The following is a 19,129-nucleotide window of genomic DNA, read 5'->3' as shown; positions in this document are numbered from 1 at the left end:
TTCGCCGACATTTCGCCCGAACTGATCAACCGACCGAATATCCCCGATGCCTGCCGCGCCGATATTCGACACGTCATGTAATCCTCGGAAGCGATCCATCGGCTCGATTCGAAGGCGAATATACAGATGTGGCGCGCGCCGTGTGGAGATATATCGATTCAATTCACACCATTATTCGGGGCTTGACTTATTGTCGAGTCCATTTTGCGCCCCGAGACAAACTGGACATTCCCGGAAGAGCCGGAAACAAGGCACCCGGTATGTAACGCGCCGAGAGTTCAGCCAATGAGAATTCACTTTCGGCAACTCTGCCACGACCGCAATCTTGCATGGCCCGCAAAGACCCTCGCCAACGACAACGGGCCCCGCCGACTGGATCGGCGGGGCCCGTTGGCAGGTACAGGTCAGTCTTCGTAGGCGTCCAGCGGCGGGCACGAACACACCAGATTGCGGTCACCGAACGCACCGTCGATGCGCCGCACCGACGGCCACACCTTCGGGCGGGCATGGCCGATTCCACGCGGATACACCGCGGTCTCACGGCTGTAGGGATGGTTCCACTCGGCGACCAGGCTGGCCGCGGTGTGGGGCGCACCACGCAGCGGGTTGTCGGTCACCGGCCACACGCCGGCGCCCACCTGGTCGATCTCGCCACGGATGGCGATCATGGCGGCGATGAACTCGTCGATCTCCTCGAGGTTCTCGCTCTCGGTGGGTTCCACCATCAAGGTGCCCGCGACCGGGAAACTCATCGTCGGCGCATGGAAACCGTAGTCGGCCAGCCGCTTTGCCACGTCGTCGACGGTGACGCCGGTCTGCTTGGTGATCTCGCGCAGATCGAGGATGCACTCGTGGGCGACCATGCCGTTCTCGCCGGTGTAGAGCACCGGGAAGTAGGCGTCGAGGCGGCGTGCGATGTAGTTGGCCGACGCGATCGCGGTCAGGGTCGCCGCGCGCAAGCCCTCGGCGCCCATCATCCGGATGTAGGCCCAGGTGATCGGCAGGATCGAGGCGGAGCCGTAGTTCGCCGCCGACACCGCGTGCGAACCGGCTTCGAGCGGGTCACCGGGCAGGTACTGCGCCAGGTGCGCACCCACCGCGACCGGGCCGACGCCGGGACCGCCGCCGCCGTGCGGGATGCAGAAGGTCTTGTGCAGGTTCAGGTGGCTCACGTCGCCGCCGAATCGGCCCGGACGGGCAAGGCCGACAAGGGCATTGAGGTTCGCGCCGTCGACGTACACCTGGCCGCCCGCGTCGTGCACGAGCGCGCACAGCTCGGCGACCTCGTGCTCGTAGACGCCGTGGGTGGACGGGTAGGTAATCATGATGCAGGCCAGCCGGTCGGCGTGGTCGGCGATCTTGGCGCGCAGATCGTCGAGGTCGACGTCACCGTTCGCGCGGCACTTCACCACCTCGACTCGCATGCCGACCATGGCCGCCGAGGCCGCGTTGGTGCCGTGCGCGCTCGACGGGATGAGGCAGGTGTCGCGGTGGTCGTCGCCGCGATCGAGGTGGTAGCGGCGAATCGCGAGCAGGCCCGCGTACTCGCCCTGGCTACCGGCGTTGGGCTGCAAGCTCACCGCGTCGTAGCCGGTGATCTCGGCCAGCCACTGCTCGAGGTCGGCGACCAGCTTGCGGATGCCGGGGGAATCCTCGAGCGGCGCGAACGGGTGCAGACGAGCGAAGCCGGGCCAGGTGATGGGCTCCATCTCCGCGGTCGCGTTGAGCTTCATGGTGCACGAACCGAGCGGAATCATGCTGCGGTCCAAAGCGATGTCCTTGTCCGAGAGCGCGCGCAGGTAGCGCAGCATGGCGGTCTCGGTGTGGTGGCGGGTGAACGCCGGGTGGGTCAGATAGTCCGAAGTGCGCGTCTCGATCGCGGTGAGCTCGGTGCCCGTGCCCGCGTCGGGAGTCAGTGCGGTGCCGAAGGATTCGACGACGGCGGCGACGTGCGCGTCGGTGGTGGCCTCGTCGCAGGCGATGGCGACATGGTCGGCATCGACGAGGCGCAGGTTGATGCCCTTCGACTTCGCCTTGGCGACAACGGCTTCCGCACCGCCGGGCACATGGGCGAGCACGGTATCGAAGAAGGCGCCGTGCACCAGCGCCCCACCGAGACCGGTCGCGACGGCGGCGGCGTGCTCGTGCACCCGGCGCGCGATGGCGCGCAGGCCGTTGGCACCGTGGTAGCTCGCGTACATCGCGGCGACGATGGCCAACAGCACCTGGGCGGTACAGATGTTGGAGGTGGCCTTCTCACGGCGGATGTGCTGCTCACGGGTCTGCAGCGCCAGCCGGTAGGCGGGCGCGCCGTCGGCATCGACGGACACCCCGACCAGGCGGCCGGGCAACTGACGGGCGAAAGCGGTGCGCACGGCCAGGTAACCGGCGTGCGGGCCACCGAAGCCCATCGGCACACCGAAGCGCTGGGTGGTGCCGAAGCAGACATCGGCGCCCTGCTCACCGGGCGGGGTGGTCAGCGTCATGGCGAGCAGATCGGCGCCCGCTGCCACCAGTGCGCCGCGCTCATGGGCGGCGGCGAACACCGACGTCCAGTCGACGATGCGGCCCGACGCACCCGGCGTCTGCACGATCACGCCGAAGAAATCGCCCTCCGGCAGCTGCCCGGTCGACAGGTCGGCCTCGACGATCTCGATGCCGAGCGGCTCGGCCCTGGTACCGATGATGGTCTTGGTCTGCGGGAACAGATCGGCGTCGATGAGCAGCCGGTTCGACTTCGACTTGCCCGCGCGGCGCAGCAGCGTCATCGCCTCGGCCGCGGCGGTGGCCTCGTCGAGCATGGAGGCGTTCGCGACGTCCATGCCGGTCAGATCCGACACCATGGTCTGGAAGTTGAGCAGCGCCTCGAGCCTGCCCTGGCTGATCTCGGGCTGGTACGGGGTGTAGGCGGTGTACCAGGCGGGGTTCTCGAGCAGATTGCGCACCAGCACCGGCGGGGTGAGGGTGTCGTAGTAGCCGAGACCGATCATCGAGGTGGCGACCGTGTTCGCCGCCGCCAGCGCGGCCAGTTCGTCGAGCACCTCGTGCTCGGAGGCGGGCGCGGGCAGCGCGCCGAGGCCGGATTCGTCGAGGATCGTGGCGGGCAGCGCCGTGGTCGCGAGTGCGTCGACGGACTCGACGCCGATGGTCGCGAGGATCCGGGCGAGTTCGTCGGAATCGGGTCCGATGTGGCGGTCGGCGAACGAACGGGTCACGGGCAGCTCCAGGTCGGGCGGGTCGACCTCGTGGTCGACGGGTACCAGCCCTCCCCCTCTGTCTGTGCGCCTGAGAGATTCGGTAACCCGGCCCCGAAGATCGGTGACCGTGCCCCTTTCCCCGTGGGCGGGCAGCCGGATGCCACCGCTTTCCAGAGGCGTCGAATCACCGTGCGGTCCCTGTTGCCTGAGAGATTGACGGGGAGGTGCTGCTCCTTCGGCGCCCCGATTCTCGCGAACCGAGGACTCTCCCGCACGGCGGCGACGCACCACTGATTCTAGATGCAGCAAACCCCCGGTCGCGCCACCAGGGGCACGCCGGGGGTGTAGTACTGGTCACTAACCTGTCTTGCGGTTCTCCCTCACCTTGCGGCGGAAAGAGAGCTCGTCTTCGGGGCGGTCGGTGATGGCGGTGGCTCGTTCTGCCGGGAAGTCCGCGATCGCGCCGGTCAGCTCACGCATGGCGCCACCGACGGCGATGCCGAACACGCCCTGCCCACCCTGCAGTAAATCGACTACCTCCTCGGGCGAGGTGCACTCGTATACCGAGGTTCCGTCGGAGAACAGGGTGATCCCGGCGAGATCGCCGACACCGCGGCTACGCAGGTGATCGACGGCGATCCGGATGTTCTGTAAAGAGATGCCCGCGTCCAGCAGTCGCTTCACGATCTTGAGGACAAGGATGTCCTTGAACGAGTACAGCCGCTGACTGCCCGAACCGGCCGCACCACGGATCGACGGCACGACCAGCCCGGTGCGGGCCCAGTAGTCGAGCTGACGGTAGGTGATACCGGCGACCTGACAGGCGCTCGGCACCCGGTAGCCGACCAGATCATCCGGAACCGAGTCGTCCGGGAACAAGCCAGGCTGTACGACATCCTGCGTTTGTTCTTCCACTGATCGCTCCTTCTGCCGACGTTCTCGGGTCGGAGTCACGACGGATGTTGCCCGACTTTCGAGGTTACTCCTGCCATTGTCGGACCTGCGGTGTTGTCACACCAAGCACCAAACGCCGCGATTCCCTGGACCTCTACTTCAGGTTTAGAAGATCGTGATCAACTGTCGGTCGCCTTGAAGTCGTCGGGTGAGACCGACTCCAGGAACTCCTTGAACTTCTCCACCTCGTCCTCGCGTTCGTCGGGCATCACCAGTCCCGCCTCGGCGAGGACCGGTTCCTCGGCGTAGATCGGGCACCCCACGCGCAAGGCGATCGCCACCGAGTCCGAGGGCCGCGCCGAGACCCGCAGGTCGCCGTCGAAGACCAAGTCGGCGTAGAAGGTGCCCTCCTGCAGATCGACGATCCGCACTTCCTTGAGTGTGTGTCCCAGCTCGGTGATCAAAATCTTGATCAGATCGTGAGTAAGTGGACGGATCGGAGTGACTCCCTCCTGCTCGAGCACGATCGCGGTGGCCTCGGCCTGCCCGATCCAGATCGGCAGATACCGCTCCCCCTCTGCCTCCCGCAGCAGCAGCACGGGCTGGTTCTGTGGCTGCTCGACACGGATGCCGATGACACGCATCTCGCTCATGAGTAAGTCCTGCCTCCCATACTCGGCCGCCGGCCGGCACGACAGCTGCACAGCTCGCCGTATCAACGAGTCTAGGCGAATTCTGGGGCGCGCAAGGAAGACGGTCGAGCCGAAATCGGTGTGTAGCCCGGGCGATACCCGATCACCCGGCCGGGTGTGTCAGCCGCCGAGGGCCGTGCGCACCGCGGCTTTCACCAGTGCGGCGTGCAAGTTCAGCGAGAGCGCCGCGAGTTCGCGGACCGTCTCTTCCGCGCGTGCGCGCGCGTCGGCATCGCGGCTCTTGGCGATGGGCGCGGCGATTTGCGCGATCAGCGCGGCCTCGCGGTCGGCGGCCAGTTTGAAGGCGCGCAGGTGGCGAGCCTCCAGACCGAATTCGGCCATGGCTTTCGCCGCGTGTGCGAGGGTCACCGCATCGGACTCGAAGAATCCACCGGCGCCGGGGACGATGAGTCCCGCGCGCAGCAGATCGTCGAGGAAACGGTCGTCGATATCGGCCTTGGCGAGCAGATCGGCCCTGGTGAGCCGCACGGCGACGTCGACGCGCAGTTCCTCGGGCGAGATCGCACCGGAGACGATACCGAGGCGGCGCGGTGGCGGCGTGCTCATCGCCTCGTCGGTGCGCGCGGAGCCGGACACACCGTGCCCGGCGTCCGCGGAACCGTGGTGGGAGTGCGCGCGGGCGCGCGCTTCACGCACGCCCAACGTCGCCGCACCACTGTCGATCGCTTCCAACTGCTCCTTGATCACCTTCAACGGCAAGTACTGATCGCGTTGCGCGGTCAGTACGAAGCGCAGCCGTTCGTAGTCGGAAATCGAGAACCGCCGGTATCCCGACGGTGTCCGTTCCGGCCGGATCAGGCCCTCGGATTCGAGGAACCGGATCTTGGAGATGGTGATGTCAGGAAAATCTGGTCGCAGCAGGTCGAGTACGGAGCCGATCGACATCCCTCCGCGCGCCCACTGCGCCGCCCCTGTCACAGCACTGTGCCCTTCGCGGGCACCAGTACCGTTGGGGTCATCGCGACCCCGCGCCCGACGCCGACTCGTTCGCCTGCGCGCGCGGACCGGTCAGGAAGACCAGCCGGAACTTGCCGATCTGGACCTCGTCGCCGTTCTGCAGCTCCGAGGAGTCCACCGGCTCCCGGTTGACGTAGGTGCCGTTGAGGCTGCCCACATCGACGACCTGAAACGAGTCGTCGTCCTGACGGAACTCGGCATGCCGACGGCTGACAGTGACGTCATCGAGAAAGATGTCACTGTCGGGATGGCGGCCGGCCGACGTGGTCGGCTGATCCAGCAGGAAACGCGAGCCCGCGTTCGGGCCACGCTTGACCACCAGGAGGGCCGCGCCGGCAGGCAGGCCCTCGACGCCCTGAACCGGCTGTTCGCCGGTCGGCTCTGCGGAGCGCGACGCGTCGACCTCGTTGAGGAAGTCCGCGCGGAAGACCGATGTCGTCTCGGCCGCGGTTTCCCCGTAACCCGGGTCCCTGTTCTCGCTCACCGTTTCTCTCCTCCTCGAACCTGATTATCCATGCAAGCAGGTGCTGTATTCGGCGACACGACCGGCGCGATCACATCGCCAGGAAAAGATCCCGGCGTCGATTCCCCGACGTATCCGCTTGGCTTTGACCGTACCCTGCCGGGGCGTGCCCGTGCAGGGAGAACTGTGAAGGCTGAGTCAGCCCCCGATAACTCCTTGGTAACCCGCTGCATCCAGCAGTTCACCGAGGGCGGAATCCAGGGTTGCCTCGTCGTCGAATGCGAGCTCGAACAACCAGCCCGCGTCGTAGGGATCGGTGTTGAGCGTCTCCGGTGATTGCACCAGATCCTCGTTCACCGCAACGACTTTGCCGCTGAGCGGAGCGTAGATGTCGGACACGCTCTTGGTCGACTCGACCTCGGCGATGCTGTCACCGACGGTCACATCTTTGTCGACATCGGGCAGTTGGACGAAGACGACGTCACCCAGCTGTGACTGGGCGTAATCGGTGATGCCGACACGGACCGCCGTGGGGCTGGTCCGCCGCACCCATTCGTGCTCTTCGGTGTAGCGCAGTTCCTCAGGGGTCCGGGTCACAGGACGTCCTTTCATCGTCGACGTTGCACGCAACAGTATCGACTAGCTGCCACGGTGCGGCACAGGCGGTATCGATCGCGCGACCGCGACCGCGAGCCCCGCGTAGAGCACCCCGGTCCAGACGTAGAGTGCCGTACCCCAGATCAGTAGTGCCCAGCCGAAGGCCCACCCGAAACTCGCCCCCGCCCAGTCCATCTCCCCGGTCAGCATCCACGGCAGTGCCGACATCAGCGCGAAAGTGGCCGCTTTCCCCAGGTAGATCACCTCCGGGGCGGGTAGTTCGCGCCGTTTGTACACCGAAAGGGTCGCGGTGAGCACCAGATCGCGTGCGATCAAGATCACCGCGAGCCACCACGGGAGCAGTCCTCGCGCGACGAACGCGACCAGAGTCGTCACCAGATACAGCCGGTCAACGAGCGGGTCGAGCAACGCGCCGAGGCGCGAGGACTGATCGAGCAACCTTGCGAGTTTGCCGTCGAGGAAATCGGTGAAGCCACTGGCGATCAACAGCGCGAACGCCCAGCCGTCGGCGTGGCGAACCAGCATCAGCCACAGGAAGACGGGAATGCCGATCAGCCGCACTATGCTCAACGCATTCGGCACGGTCAGGATGCGGTCGCTGAACACGCCACCGGATTCGGTGTCGTGCGTGCCCGGCGTTCCTGATTCGGTTGCCACGCCCATGCTTACCGCAGCGACCCCTGCTCGCGCCATCCGGCCACGCCGAAACGCCGTCAACTCCGCTGCGTATCGAGCGTGGCGCTGCTCACCGTGCCGCGACCGGCTAACCTGGGCAGTCGTGTCCGACAGTGGTATTGATCTGCGCTCCTACGTCTCTGCCGAGGACGCCCGCGAACGTGGTCGGGCTGCCAGGCGACGGGTGCCTGTCACCGAGCGTGACCGCGCCGCGGAGAGCCCCGAGCGGCCGACGGTGCGCGAGTTCATCGATATCAGCAATCGTGGGCGGATCGAGCGCCTGATTCCGCTGCGGATCGGCCGGATGATCGCCTCACCGTTCACGTTCTTCCGCGGCGCCGCCGGACTGATGGCCGCCGACCTCGCCGCCGGACCGGACAGCGGGTTGGCCGCTCAGATCTGTGGTGACGCCCATGCCGCGAACTTCGGCCTCTACGGGACCCAACGTGGCGAAATCGTGATGGATATCAATGACTTCGACGAGACGGTCATGGGCCCGTGGGAGTGGGATCTGGAGCGCCTGGCGGCGAGCCTCGTGCTGGCCGGGCGAGAAGGCGGCGTCGACGAGGACGACTGCCTGTGCGCGGCACGCGATGCCGCCCGCTCCTACCGCCTCACCGTCGCCGAATTGGCCGACATGCCGTTCATGCAGTCGTGGACCGCGTTGCCCGACGAGTCGATCCTGACCAGCGCCAAGGCCGAGGACCTGCTCGACGACTTCAAGAAGGCCGCCAAGAAGGCCCGCAAGAACACCAGCGCCAAAGTGGTGGCGAAGTGGACCGAGCACCTCGACGATCACGAGACCGACATCCGCAAGCGCCGTTTCGTCAGCGATCCGCCGGTGCTGACGGCGGTCGATGCCCGAGTGTCGAAGGCGGTGATCGACGGCTTGGAGAACTACGCGAGCACCATCCGGGAGTCCCGGCGCAATCTGCTGACCCGGTTCGCGGTCTCCGATGTCGCGTTCCGCATCGTCGGGACCGGCAGCGTGGGCCTGCACAGCTATGTGGCGCTGTTGCACGGCAACGACGGCGAGGCGGTGGTGCTGCAGGTCAAGCAGGCGCGTCCGTCCGCACTCGCCCCGTTCCTGCCGCCGACCGCGCCCCGCCACGAGGGCGAGCGGATCGTGGTCGGTGCGCGGTCCGTGCAGTCCGAGACCGATATCCTGCTCGGCTGGACGACCATCGAACTCGACGAATCGCTGCCGTTCATCGTGCGCCAGTTCCGCAATCTCAAGGGCAGTATCGACCCGGCGGCTTTGTCCGCCGACGATCTCGACGACTACGGAAGACTCGCCGGTGCGTTGCTGGCCCGCGCGCATGCCCGCTCGTTGGACCCGCGCGCGCTGGCAGGCTACTTGGAAACCGACGACGACGAGGACGACCGGTTCGAGGAATCGGTAGCCGCCTTCGCGGTGCGCTATGCCGACCGCACCGAGGCCGATCACGCCGAACTCGTCGCCGCCGTGGACGCGGGCACGATCGCCGCCGAACAGGATTGACCCGGCTACGATGTACGCCAACGGTTCTCGGCGCAGTTCACGTGTGCCGAGCACCGCGCCAACGACCAACGAAGGGCGGTCTCCATGCTCGTGCGCGTGCAGAATGCGGCAGGCAGCGATGCCGAGGCGGCGCTGATCGACTGGTTTCGCAGATGGAAGGACCCGTCGAGCCCGCACGGTGTCGCCACGATCAACTGCAGCCTGTTCCATCAGGATCGGCTGCACCAGTTCGACGCGGTGGTCTGGACTCCGACCAGCTGCGTGGTGATCGAGGCGGAGACGTTCACCGCCCCGCAGGACGGCGTGCTGGAGATCCCGCTCAACGGGCCGTGGATGGTCTCCGGTGAGCTCGCCCAGTTCGCGGGTGCGGAGAAGTCAACGCCGCTGGAGCGTTCGCGTGATCACACCTTCGCGCTGCAGGACTATCTCGCCGCTCGCGGGCTCGGCCAGCGCGCGGTGCACGGTCTGGGCCTGATCGTGCCGATGCCCGGCGCCCAGATCGACGTGCACCAGGGCTGGAGCGACCCGAGCTTCGATGTGATCGTCACCGACGACCCGAACCGACTCGAGATGTACTTCGAGTTGCTGGCCGAGAAGGAACACAACCTCTGGACGGCCAACGACGTCGCCATCGCGTTCCGCGGCCTCGGCATCCTGCCGTTCCTGCCCGCACCGCAGGATCTTCTCAACGAAGGCTTCCTCGGTCCGATCGACGTGACGCTGTGGCACGGCGGGCCCACCCAGGCGGCCGCGGAGGCCTACGCCGAGGACCAGGCCGAGCTCGAACGCCAAGCGCAGTCCCGGGGCATGCTGGCGCCGTGGTACAGCCCGTGGAAGCTGTATCCGCGAGTCGATGGCGATCTCGATTTCGGCCGGGCGTTCCTGCGGACCATCCTCGCCCTCGGCATGATCGTGGCCATTGTGTGGGTGCTGTGGTTCGTGGTCACGGCGGTGCTCACCTACGGTCCCGCCTGAGCGGGGCCGGGCGGGGGCTGTCGTCGCGTGGCGTGATCGACCGTGTTCGCAGTGCCACCGTTGTCCGGGTAACCGCGATCGGCGCCGGTGCCGCACTGACCGCCGCGATTCCGTTGACGTTTCCCGCGCACGGCGGAGCGAGCGAGCTGGATGCCGTGGTGTCCGAGGACACCGTCTCCCCCGGTCTCGCGCAGGTGCTCGTCACCCCGAGCAACGCACCGGTGGTCGTAGCGCTGCTGCTGGCCGCGTGCGCCTGGTTCGCCCTGCGTCGGCAGTGGTGGCAGGCGGTGACCATGCTGGCGGTTCCCGAGATCGCGTTGGCGGTCAACACCTGGTTGCTCAAACCGCTGTGGGATCGCCGACTCGACGACCATCTCGCCTACCCCAGCGGGCACACCGTCCATATGGTCGCTGTCGCAACAACTTTCGCGTTCCTGGTGACCGACTACCGGATACGTGTCCTGGTCTCGGCGCTGACCGTGCTCGCGCTGATCGCGATCACCCCCGCCATGGCCGAATTGGGCTACCACCACCCCACCGATGTACTCGGTGGGGCGGCGGCAGCGGCGGCGATGGCGATTGGGCTGTGCTGGCTCTCCGAGGCCTTACGGGACCGAAGCAGCGCCTAACGGCGATCGAAAACGCTGGCGTCGTGCAGCATGTCGGCGCGCAGCATCGTCTCGGGCACGCCCATCGCCTCCACCAGGGTCAGCGCGTCGGGACGCAGGCGGTCGACGAGTTCGTTCACCCCGCGCCGCACCGCCTTCGCCCGCTCCACCGACATGAACCGGTGCATGATGTACCAGGCCAGGTTCTCCTCCAGCGAGGCGTACACATAGAGGTCGCAGACTGTTTCGGCGAGAGCCTTCGCGTCCGGGTCCTCGATCTCGGCGATGCCGTCGACGAACGCCTCCAGCACGAGGCGATCGATGTGCGCGGCGCCGGCGGCCAGGATGTGGTCCTGGGCGTTGTTGAACGCCTCGAACGGTCCGGTGTCGGTGGCACGGGCGCGCAGCCGGTGCGCGGCGGTCCGCAGCAGGTAGTCCTCGCGGTCGGCGAACAGCTGCAGCTGGACGTCGCGTTTGGACAGGTCGCCCTCGTCGACTGTCTCGTCGTTGCGGTCGCGCAGGGTCTGGATCAGCTGACGCACACCGGAGCGTTTCCGCACCACGTCACCGGCCATGGTGGCGGCGAAACGCACCCAGCCGAGCGCGTCGAGGTCGCGGACCTCGTCGGAGTAGGCCGTGAGCAGTTCCTTCGCCACGAGCTGGGTCAAGACGACGTTGTCGCCCTCGAAAGTGGTGAACACATCGGTGTCGGCCTTCAGCGTGACCAGCCGGTTCTCGGTGAGATATCCCGCGCCGCCGCAGGCTTCGCGACATTCCTGAATGGCCCGGGTGGCGTGGCGGGTCTGAGCGACCTTGAAACCGGCGGCACGCTTCTCCAGCGCCCGCTGTGAACTCGGTTCGGTGTTCTCCCCGCGCTGGATCTCATCCATCCGCCGAACGAGGTCGTTCTGGGCGAAGGCCAGCGCGAACGACTTCGCGACCAGGGGCAGCAGCCTGCGCTGATGACTGCGGTAGTCCATCAGCAGGGTCTCGTCGCCGGTGTCGGGATCGGCGAACTGGCGGCGCGCCAGCGCGTACCGCACGGCGATACTCAGTGCCACCCGCGTGCCCGCCGCGGCCGCGCCGCCGACGCTGACCCGGCCACGTACCAGCGTGCCGAGGGTCGTGAAGAAGCGCCGGCTCGGGTTCTCGATCTCGGAGCTGTAGGTGCCGTCCGGGGAGACGTCGGCGTAGCGGTTGAGCAGATTCTCGCGCGGGATACGCACCTGATCGAAGACGATCCGGCCGTTGTCGACGCCGGGCAGACCACCCTTGAGTCCGTCGTCGTAGGTGGTCACGCCGGGCAGGTCCGCGCCGAGCTCGTCGCGGATCGGCACCAGCAGACAGTGCACGCCCTTGCTCTCGCCGCCGACGATCAGCTGAGCGAACACCGCGGCCATCCGCGCGTGGACTGCGGCGCCGCCGATGTAGTCCTTGCGCGCCGACGGCGTCGGGGTGTTGACGACGAACTCCTGGGTGGCCGGATCGTAGGTGGCCGTGGTCTCCACGTTGGCGACATCGCTGCCGTGCCCGGACTCGGTCATCGCGAAACAGCCGAGCAGATCGAGCGAGATCAGGCGCTTGATGAAGTCACGGTGCCGTTCGGTGCCCAGATTCTCCACCGCGCCGCCGAACAGTCCCCACTGCACGCCGGACTTCACCCACAGCGACAGGTCGGTGTAGGCCAGCATCTCCAGCCCGATGACCGCACCGCCGGGATCGCCGGTGCCGCCGTTCTCGGGCCGGAAGCCGCGCTCGGGGTAGCCCATGGTCGCGATCACGCGCATCTGGTCGAGCACGCGCGCCCTGGCCGCGTGGATGTCGAGTTCGGGGTCGTCGGTGAATTCCTCGCCGGCGAGCTGTGTGCGTGCCTGTTGCCTGACCGCGCGCCACGGTCCGTCCAGCGCTGCACGGAGATGTTCTGCCGTCGTCGATGTGCCGGTAGCCATGGCTTCGACATTAGCCCGAGCGCGAAGTGTCACCCAGACCCGGAACTCGGTTCGGACGAAAGTCTTGCCAGCGGATTGAACACGCGTTTAACATATTGAACATGCGTTCAGCCGATCTCACCACCGCCGCGAGGATTCGCGATGCCGCGATCGAATTGTTCGGTGAGCAGGGCTTCGGTGTCGGCGTCCGGGCCATCGCCGCCGCAGCCGGGGTGTCGCCCGGGCTGGTGAACCATCACTTCGGGTCCAAGGACGGACTGCGCGCGGTCTGCGACGATCGTGTGCTCGAGATCATCCGCGACGAGAAGCTGCGCGCGATCCAGGCGCCCGGTCCTGCGGGGATCTTGAACGCGATGGCCGAGATCGAGATGTACGCACCCCTGGTGGCCTACATACTGCGCAGCTTCCAAGCCGGCGGCCCGCTGTCGGAGTCATTGCTCGAGCACATGATCACCGACGCCGAGCAGTACATGCAGACCGGCGTCGACGAGGGCAAGGTCAAGGCGAGTCGCGACCACGCGGCTCGCGCTCGCTACATCGTGCTCTGCCATGTCGGCGCGATGAACCTCTATCTCCAGATGCGCCTGCAGCGCGAAGGAAAACTCGATTACCGCAAGGCGATTCGTGAGCTGTCCGACGAGATCACCTTTCCGGCGCTCGAGCTCTACACCCAAGGATTGCTCACCGATTCCACCATGCTCGACACCCTTTTCGAGGAGTAGACGATGCCCTCCCCCACCGACGACCGGGTCATCGATGTCGCGGACCTGCGCAAGACGTTCGGCCGCTTCACCGCGCTCGACGGACTCGACCTCCGCATCGACACCGGCGAAATCCACGGTTTCCTCGGCCCCAACGGCTCAGGCAAGTCCACCACTATCCGAATCCTGCTCGGCGTACTGCGCGCGACCGGCGGCCGAGCCGCGGTCTTCGGCCGCGACCCGTGGACCGATGCGGTCGCCCTGCATCGCCGGATCGCCTACGTCCCAGGCGATGTCACCCTGTGGCCGTCGCTGTCGGGCGGCGAGACGATCGATCTACTCGCCCGCATGCGCGGTGGCCTGGACCAGACACGCCGGGGCGAGCTGATCGAACGCTTCGAGCTGGACCCGACCAAGAAGGCGCGTACCTACTCCAAGGGCAACCGGCAGAAGGTCGCACTGGTGTCGGCCTTTTCGGCGAATGCGGACCTGTTGATCCTCGACGAGCCGACGTCGGGTCTCGACCCACTCATGGAACAGGTCTTCCAGGACTGTGTGCGCGAGGCCGCGGCCCGTGGTGCGACGGTGCTGCTGTCGAGCCACATCCTGTCCGAGGTCGAGCACCTGTGTGACCGGGTCACGATCATCCGAGCCGGTCGAACCGTCGAATCCGGTTCGCTGAACGAACTTCGCCACCTGAGCCGCACCGCCATCACCGCGGACCTGATCGGCGATCCCGGCGATCTGAGCGCGATGCCCGGCGTCGGCGATGTCGAACAAGACGGTTCGACGCTGCGCTGCCAGGTCGACGCCGACCACCTCGGCGCCCTGATCCGGGTACTCGGTGACGCGGGCGTGCGCAGCCTGACCAGTGCGCCGCCGACGCTCGAGGATCTGTTCCTGCGCCACTACCACGTCGACAACGCCGAGACCGCGGAGAAGGTGCGGGCATGACCACCACCGTCGCGGTCCCCCGTTTCACCGCAACCTCGCGCACCGCAGGCGAATTCGCCGGCACCGGTCAGATGCTGCGCCTGCAGCTGCGCCGCGACCGGGTGGTCGCCCCGCTGTGGTCGCTGCTGATCGGGCTGATGCCCGCACTACAGATCGTCTCGATCAAGGACATCTACACCACCGGTGAACAGCTCGACAACTTCGCGGCGACCACGGCGGCGAGTCCGGCCCTGGTCGCCATGTACGGACCGGTTTTCAGCTCGGCACTGGGTTCCATCGGCACCTGGAAGGCCGGGGCGATGTACGCGATGATCGCGATCGCCGCGGTCCTCACGGTCATCCGCCACACCAGGGTCGAGGAGGAGACGGGGCGCGCGGAACTCGTCGGCGCCACCAGCATCGGCCGGTTCGCCGGCCTCACCGGAGCACTCCTGCTCACCTACGGTGCGTCGGTAGTCGCCGGAATCGCTTGCGCCGCTTCACTGATGGCTACCGATCTGCCGGTCGCGGGCTCGGTGGCCTTCGGCGCCGCGCTCGCCGCGTCCGGTGTCGTCTGGGGTGCGGTGGCCGCCGTCGCCGCTCAGGTCAGCACCGGCGCCCGGCTCGCCCGCGGCATCGCCCTCGGCGCCTTGGGCGCGGCGTTCGCGGTGCGTGCGGTCGGCGACGCGGGAAACGGTGTGCTGTCGTGGTTCTCGCCGCTGGGTTGGTGCCTGCAGATCCGCCCGTTCGCCGACGAACGCTGGTGGGTACTGGTGCCGTTGGCCGCTCTCGGCGCCGGTGCCACCCTGCTCGCCTACCGGTTGCTGCGGACCCGCGATCTCGGCGCGGGCCTACTGGCCGAAAGCCCCGGACCGGCCGCCGGTGGCACCGCGCTGTCGGGTCCGGTGGGTCTGGCCTGGCGATTGCAGCGCGGTTCGCTGATCGCCTGGACGACCGGTTTCGCCCTGTACGGCCTGCTCATCGGTGGCGCGGTGAACAGCATCGGCGGCATGCTCGACGACAGCGGCACCCTGCAGGACGTGGTCACCTCGCTGGGTGGGTCGGCGGATCTGGAGAAGTCGTTCATCGCCTACGCCGTCACCATGCTGGCCGCCGCGGCCGCCGCCTACTCGGTGTCAGCCGTGCTGCGGCTGCACGAGGAGGAGAACTCGGGCCGCGCCGAGACAGTCCTGGCCGCCGCGGTGGGGCGCGTGCGCTACGCGTCCAGCCACCTGCTGTTCGCGATCGGCGGACCCGCCGTGGCCCTGCTGGCGGCGGGCCTGGCCATCGGAATCGTCTGGGGTGCCACAGACGGCGACCTGCCCGGCAAAGTCGGCGAATCCGTGGGCGCGGTCGCGGTGCAACTTCCCGCGGTCTGGGTGATCACCGCCGTCGCGATGCTGTTGTTCGGCACCTTACCCAAGTACGCGGCACTCGCCTGGGGCGTACTGAGCGCGATGATCGTGATCTTCCTGCTCGGCTCGCTGGGCACCTTCCCGCAGTGGATTCTCGATCTGGTCCCCTTCATCCACCCGCCCAAGCTGCCGGGCGCGGCGTTCGACATCGTGCCGATCGCCTACCTGGTTACCGTCGCGGGAGCGGGAATCCTGGTGGGGCTCATGGCCTTCCGTCGCCGGGACCTACGCTGACGGTGCACCGGATCGGGGTGGTGAGTCGACTCACCACCCTGGTTTTCAGTACGCGCCGTCGCCGCGGGTGACCACCCCGATGGTGCGCGCGATCAACGCCAGATCCAGCACCATCGACCAGTTCTCGACATAGGACAGATCCAGCCGCACCGAATCCTCCGGCGACAGATCCGACCGACCGCTGACCTGCCACAACCCGGTGACGCCCGGCTTCACCAGCAGCCGCCGTCGCATCTCCCCGTCGTAGCTGTCGACCTCACGTTGCACCTGCGGCCGCGGCCCGACGACGCTCATGTCACCGCGCAGCACATTGAAGAACTGCGGCAACTCGTCGAGGCTGTACTTGCGGAGGAACCGGCCCACCGAGGTCACCCGCGGATCGTCTTTGACCTTGAAGAACAACGGATTTCCACCGTGGCGGTCGATGAGTGCCTCCACCGCGCTGTCGGCATCGACGAGCATGCTGCGGAACTTGATCATCCGGAACGGAATACCGTCGCGCCCGATCCGCTCCGACAGGTAGAACACCGGTCCCGCACTCGTCATCTTCACGGCGATCGCGATAGCGGCCAGCGTCGGTGCGATGAACACCAACACGATCGCGGCGAAACACAGGTCGAACAGCGCTTTACGACTCGATTTCGCTCGTCCGTAGCGCGGCGGGTCGATGTGCAGCATCGGCATTCCCGCGACGATCCGGTTGGTCAGCCGCACCCCCGCGATGTCGACGACACCGGGCGCCACGATCAGATCGACGCCGAGCGGATCCAAGGCCCATGCCATCCGGCGCAATTCGGCGGGTCCGAGATGATCGGTCGCGGCCACCGCCACCGAATCGGCGCCACTGCGGCGCACTGCCTCCAGCACCGAGCGATCGTCCCCGAGCACCAACGGACTGCCCGTCGTATCGAACTGTGCGCCAAGGGCTCCCGCGGGCACGCACACGCCGACCACGCGGTAGCCGGAACCGGGATCGCCGGTGAACGCGGACGCCATCGCGTGCGCGGCCTCCGGCGACCCGACCACCAACACGGCGGTGTGGCACCGGCCCTGTGCGCGCCACCGACGCAACCGCCACCGCCACGCCAAGCGGCCCACCACCAGCGCGAGCAGTCCGGCGGGCAACGCGATCGCGAGATAGCCACGCGCGACCTCCACCCGGAACAGCAGCGCCAGGATCGCCAGCACACCGAACAGGCGCAGCGTCGCCGACACCAGCCTGCGGAATTCCTCACTGCCGGTACCGACCACCTGCGGCGTACGCGTGCCGTACCCGTGCAGCAGCGCCAACCACCCGACGGCCAGGGCCAGCGACACCACCGAGTAACCGATCTCGTAGGACAGGGGCCAGGCCAGTGGCGGCGCGGCGGGCCCACCGAAGCGGATCACCTGCGCGGCTCCGACCGCGCCGAATACCGCGATCACATCGGTCACGGCCAACCGCTGGACCAACGCGGTCTGCCAACTCTCTCGCTGCGTACGGCGCAGCACCTGGATACCGTTGACAACATCGACGTCGCCACTACCAGTGAGCTCGTAGCTCATGAACCCACACCTCCCCTTCGGGAGACGAATCGTTTCCCGATCCCCGTCGACCGGAAAGCGGCCGTTGCGGCCGTCCTACTTCCCGTCGATTCGATACCCGCCCGCCGATTGTTACAGACCCCCACCAGGCATTCTTGTCGAAGTCTCACCGCCACAACAGGTTCCAAAAGTTAGCCACGCCACAGCGCAATCGGACAGCTATCACCGAGTTGCTATCGCCTTTCGATATGAATGCAGGAAAATCACTTTCACAAGTGATCGGCATCACAGAGGAGTGAGGAATGGTCGCCCTCGCCAACAATTTGCCGGTACCGGATCGACCTGGTCGAACTCCGAAAATTACCACGAATCTATTTCCGCCCCGGATGTTTCGAGGCGCCCCCTCGGGCCCGCTGTAACATCTGCGCCTGTCGATCCGACTTCCGGCATGACCGGCAACGAGCCGTGACAGCTTGGGTGAACGTGCAAGAAGGTGGGGGCTCCACGTGCAATGTCGACTCTGTGATTCCGAACGGCTCACGAGTGTCCTCGACCTGGGTGCCACCCCGCCGTGCGAGAGCTTCCTGGCCGTCGAGGAGCTCGACCTGCCGGAGTCGACATATCCGCTGCACCTGCGGCTGTGCGAGGACTGCCTGTTGTTGCAGATCCCGGCGCTGATCACCCCCGAGGACACCTTCACCGAATACGCGTACTTCTCCTCGTTCTCCGACAGCTGGGTCCGCCACGCCGAGCAGTTCGTCACCACCACCGCCGAGCGACTCGGCCTCGGCCCTGATTCGTTCGTCGTCGAGGTGGCAAGCAACGATGGCTACCTGTTGCGCCACGCGGTCGCCCGCGGCATCCGCTGCCTCGGCATCGAGCCGTCGGTCAATGTCGGCCTCGCGGCCCGCGAGGCCGGCGTGCCGACGGAAACGGCCTTCCTGGAACAGGATTCGGCCGCACGGGTCCGCGCCGAGCACGGTCCGGCCGATCTGGTGGTCGCCAACAATGTCTACGCCCACGTGCCCGACCTGCGCGGGTTCACCCACGCGCTGCGCACCCTGCTCAGCGACGACGGCTGGTGCAGCATCGAAGTGCACCACGCGCTGAACCTGGTCCAGCTCGGCCAGTTCGACACCATCTATCACGAACATTTCCAGTACTACACCGTCCACTCCGCGCAGCGCGCGCTGGCGATCGCAGGCCTGACCGTCGTCGATGTGGAACTGCTCGAAACCCACGGCGGCTCGATCCGGCTGTGGGCACGCCCCGACGCCGTCGCCGAGCCGACCGCCCGGGTCGGCGAGGTCCTCGACCTCGAGCGGGCGGCGGGCCTGCACGAACCCGCCGGATACGCCGCGCTCGGCGCCCGTGCGGAATCGGTCCGCCACGAACTGCTGCGTTTCCTGCTCGACTGCCGCGCGGCGGGCAAGCGGGTCGTCGGCTACGGCGCGCCGGGCAAGGGCAACACCCTGCTCAACTACTGCGGCATCCGGCCCGACCTGCTCGAGTACACCGTGGACCGCAACCCCTACAAGCACGGCCGCTACACCCCCGGCACCCGGATCCCGATCCATCCGCCCGAGCGCATCGACGCCGACGAACCCGATGTGGTGCTCGTGCTGCCGTGGAATCTGGAAACCGAGATCACCGCCCAGCTCAGCCACGTCGGCCAGTGGGGCGGCGAACTGATCTATCCGCTGCCGGTGCTGCATCGCGGCGCCATAATCAGCGAACCGGTCACGGCCGGCGCACACTCCGAAGGAAAGTGA

Annotated in this window: 16 protein-coding genes and 1 riboswitch; of the genes, 7 read left to right on the top strand and 9 right to left on the bottom strand. The window is 67.1% G+C overall.

Annotation, left to right across the window (positions count from 1 at the left end; translation table 11 throughout):
- Nucleotides 1-404: 404 nt before the first annotated feature.
- From gcvP to IBJ82_RS21015, 7 genes are all read right to left on the bottom strand, one after another.
- Nucleotides 405-3,215 (bottom strand): aminomethyl-transferring glycine dehydrogenase, encoded by a 2,811-nt coding sequence (gene gcvP / locus IBJ82_RS21045; protein WP_194827654.1) that lies wholly within the window; start codon nt 3,213-3,215, stop codon nt 405-407.
- Between the two features lie 164 nt (nt 3,216-3,379).
- A riboswitch (glycine riboswitch) is annotated at nt 3,380-3,479 on the bottom strand.
- Nucleotides 3,480-3,554: 75 nt separating this feature from the next.
- Nucleotides 3,555-4,112 carry a MerR family transcriptional regulator gene (locus tag IBJ82_RS21040; RefSeq protein WP_131816826.1) on the bottom strand — a complete coding sequence of 186 codons (558 nt, stop codon included), beginning with the start codon at nt 4,110-4,112 and terminating at the stop codon, nt 3,555-3,557.
- Between the two features lie 158 nt (nt 4,113-4,270).
- Entirely contained in the window at nt 4,271-4,744 is a 474-nt protein-coding gene (locus IBJ82_RS21035; protein ID WP_194827653.1) for a bifunctional nuclease family protein, read from the bottom strand.
- A gap of 159 nt (nt 4,745-4,903) precedes the next feature.
- Complete coding sequence (locus tag IBJ82_RS21030; protein ID WP_194827652.1) at nt 4,904-5,689, bottom strand: MerR family transcriptional regulator; 786 nt, start codon at nt 5,687-5,689, stop codon at nt 4,904-4,906.
- A gap of 70 nt (nt 5,690-5,759) precedes the next feature.
- Nucleotides 5,760-6,245, bottom strand: coding sequence for an FHA domain-containing protein (locus IBJ82_RS21025; protein WP_056817657.1), 486 nt, complete (start codon nt 6,243-6,245; stop codon nt 5,760-5,762).
- 177 nt (nt 6,246-6,422) lie between these two features.
- Complete coding sequence (gene gcvH, locus IBJ82_RS21020; protein WP_056817658.1) at nt 6,423-6,836, bottom strand: glycine cleavage system protein GcvH; 414 nt, start codon at nt 6,834-6,836, stop codon at nt 6,423-6,425.
- 27 nt (nt 6,837-6,863) lie between these two features.
- Nucleotides 6,864-7,505 (bottom strand): CDP-alcohol phosphatidyltransferase family protein, encoded by a 642-nt coding sequence (locus tag IBJ82_RS21015; RefSeq protein ID WP_228537428.1) that lies wholly within the window; start codon nt 7,503-7,505, stop codon nt 6,864-6,866.
- 115 nt (nt 7,506-7,620) lie between these two features.
- Between IBJ82_RS21015 and IBJ82_RS21010 the strand changes: the two genes are divergently transcribed.
- The 3 genes from IBJ82_RS21010 to IBJ82_RS21000 all read left to right on the top strand — a co-directional run bounded on the left by IBJ82_RS21010 (nt 7,621) and on the right by IBJ82_RS21000 (nt 10,622).
- Nucleotides 7,621-9,018: a DUF2252 domain-containing protein gene (locus tag IBJ82_RS21010; RefSeq protein WP_370585405.1), complete on the top strand. Its 1,398-nt coding sequence runs from the start codon at nt 7,621-7,623 to the stop codon at nt 9,016-9,018.
- Nucleotides 9,019-9,114: 96 nt separating this feature from the next.
- Nucleotides 9,115-9,993 carry a nuclease-related domain-containing protein gene (locus IBJ82_RS21005; RefSeq protein WP_370585404.1) on the top strand — a complete coding sequence of 293 codons (879 nt, stop codon included), beginning with the start codon at nt 9,115-9,117 and terminating at the stop codon, nt 9,991-9,993.
- 32 nt (nt 9,994-10,025) lie between these two features.
- On the top strand, nt 10,026-10,622 hold the full coding sequence (locus IBJ82_RS21000; protein WP_370585403.1) for a phosphatase PAP2 family protein: 597 nt from the start codon (nt 10,026-10,028) through the stop codon (nt 10,620-10,622).
- Here the strand turns inward: IBJ82_RS21000 and IBJ82_RS20995 are convergent.
- The gene (locus tag IBJ82_RS20995) at nt 10,619-12,550 is read right to left on the bottom strand and encodes an acyl-CoA dehydrogenase (RefSeq protein ID WP_194827648.1); all 1,932 of its coding nucleotides are present in this window, start codon (nt 12,548-12,550) and stop codon (nt 10,619-10,621) included. The two genes, IBJ82_RS21000 and IBJ82_RS20995, sit on opposite strands and share 4 nt — an antisense overlap.
- A gap of 101 nt (nt 12,551-12,651) precedes the next feature.
- Here IBJ82_RS20995 and IBJ82_RS20990 point away from each other — a divergent pair, with 101 nt between their 5' ends.
- The 3 genes from IBJ82_RS20990 to IBJ82_RS20980 are packed head-to-tail and all read left to right on the top strand — an operon-like array spanning nt 12,652 to nt 15,833.
- On the top strand, nt 12,652-13,272 hold the full coding sequence (locus IBJ82_RS20990) for a TetR/AcrR family transcriptional regulator (protein ID WP_194827647.1): 621 nt from the start codon (nt 12,652-12,654) through the stop codon (nt 13,270-13,272).
- A 3-nt stretch (nt 13,273-13,275) separates the two neighbouring features.
- Nucleotides 13,276-14,205, top strand: coding sequence for an ABC transporter ATP-binding protein (locus IBJ82_RS20985; RefSeq protein WP_194827646.1), 930 nt, complete (start codon nt 13,276-13,278; stop codon nt 14,203-14,205).
- Entirely contained in the window at nt 14,202-15,833 is a 1,632-nt protein-coding gene (locus tag IBJ82_RS20980; protein WP_194827645.1) for an ABC transporter permease, read from the top strand. Before IBJ82_RS20985 ends, IBJ82_RS20980 begins: the two co-directional genes overlap by 4 nt.
- 45 nt (nt 15,834-15,878) lie before the next feature.
- Here the strand turns inward: IBJ82_RS20980 and IBJ82_RS20975 are convergent, their stop codons facing one another.
- A complete protein-coding gene (locus IBJ82_RS20975; RefSeq protein WP_194827644.1) occupies nt 15,879-17,378 on the bottom strand; it encodes a sugar transferase in 1,500 nt (499 codons plus the stop codon).
- Nucleotides 17,379-17,863: 485 nt separating this feature from the next.
- Here IBJ82_RS20975 and IBJ82_RS20970 point away from each other — a divergent pair, with 485 nt between their 5' ends.
- The gene (locus IBJ82_RS20970) at nt 17,864-19,129 is read left to right on the top strand and encodes a class I SAM-dependent methyltransferase (RefSeq protein ID WP_194827643.1); all 1,266 of its coding nucleotides are present in this window, start codon (nt 17,864-17,866) and stop codon (nt 19,127-19,129) included.

The sequence above is a fragment of the Nocardia sp. XZ_19_231 genome (genome assembly GCF_015355705.1).
Classification (GTDB): domain Bacteria; phylum Actinomycetota; class Actinomycetes; order Mycobacteriales; family Mycobacteriaceae; genus Nocardia; species Nocardia salmonicida.
Note: the sequence above shows the minus strand (reverse complement) of the source record. Positions and strands in the feature narration are given on the sequence as shown.

What these genes read in the sequence shown, in the direction of transcription:
- IBJ82_RS20980 (WP_194827645.1), top strand. Translation starts at nt 14,202, where the DNA reads ATGACCACCACCGTCGCGGTCCCCCGTTTCACCGCAACCTCGCGCACC.
- IBJ82_RS21035 (WP_194827653.1), bottom strand. Translation starts at nt 4,744, where the DNA reads ATGAGCGAGATGCGTGTCATCGGCATCCGTGTCGAGCAGCCACAGAAC.
- IBJ82_RS21015 (WP_228537428.1), bottom strand. Translation starts at nt 7,505, where the DNA reads ATGGGCGTGGCAACCGAATCAGGAACGCCGGGCACGCACGACACCGAA.
- IBJ82_RS20985 (WP_194827646.1), top strand. Translation starts at nt 13,276, where the DNA reads ATGCCCTCCCCCACCGACGACCGGGTCATCGATGTCGCGGACCTGCGC.
- IBJ82_RS21030 (WP_194827652.1), bottom strand. Translation starts at nt 5,689, where the DNA reads ATGTCGATCGGCTCCGTACTCGACCTGCTGCGACCAGATTTTCCTGAC.
- IBJ82_RS20990 (WP_194827647.1), top strand. Translation starts at nt 12,652, where the DNA reads ATGCGTTCAGCCGATCTCACCACCGCCGCGAGGATTCGCGATGCCGCG.
- IBJ82_RS20995 (WP_194827648.1), bottom strand. Translation starts at nt 12,550, where the DNA reads ATGGCTACCGGCACATCGACGACGGCAGAACATCTCCGTGCAGCGCTG.
- IBJ82_RS20975 (WP_194827644.1), bottom strand. Translation starts at nt 17,378, where the DNA reads ATGAGCTACGAGCTCACTGGTAGTGGCGACGTCGATGTTGTCAACGGT.
- gcvH (WP_056817658.1), bottom strand. Translation starts at nt 6,836, where the DNA reads ATGAAAGGACGTCCTGTGACCCGGACCCCTGAGGAACTGCGCTACACC.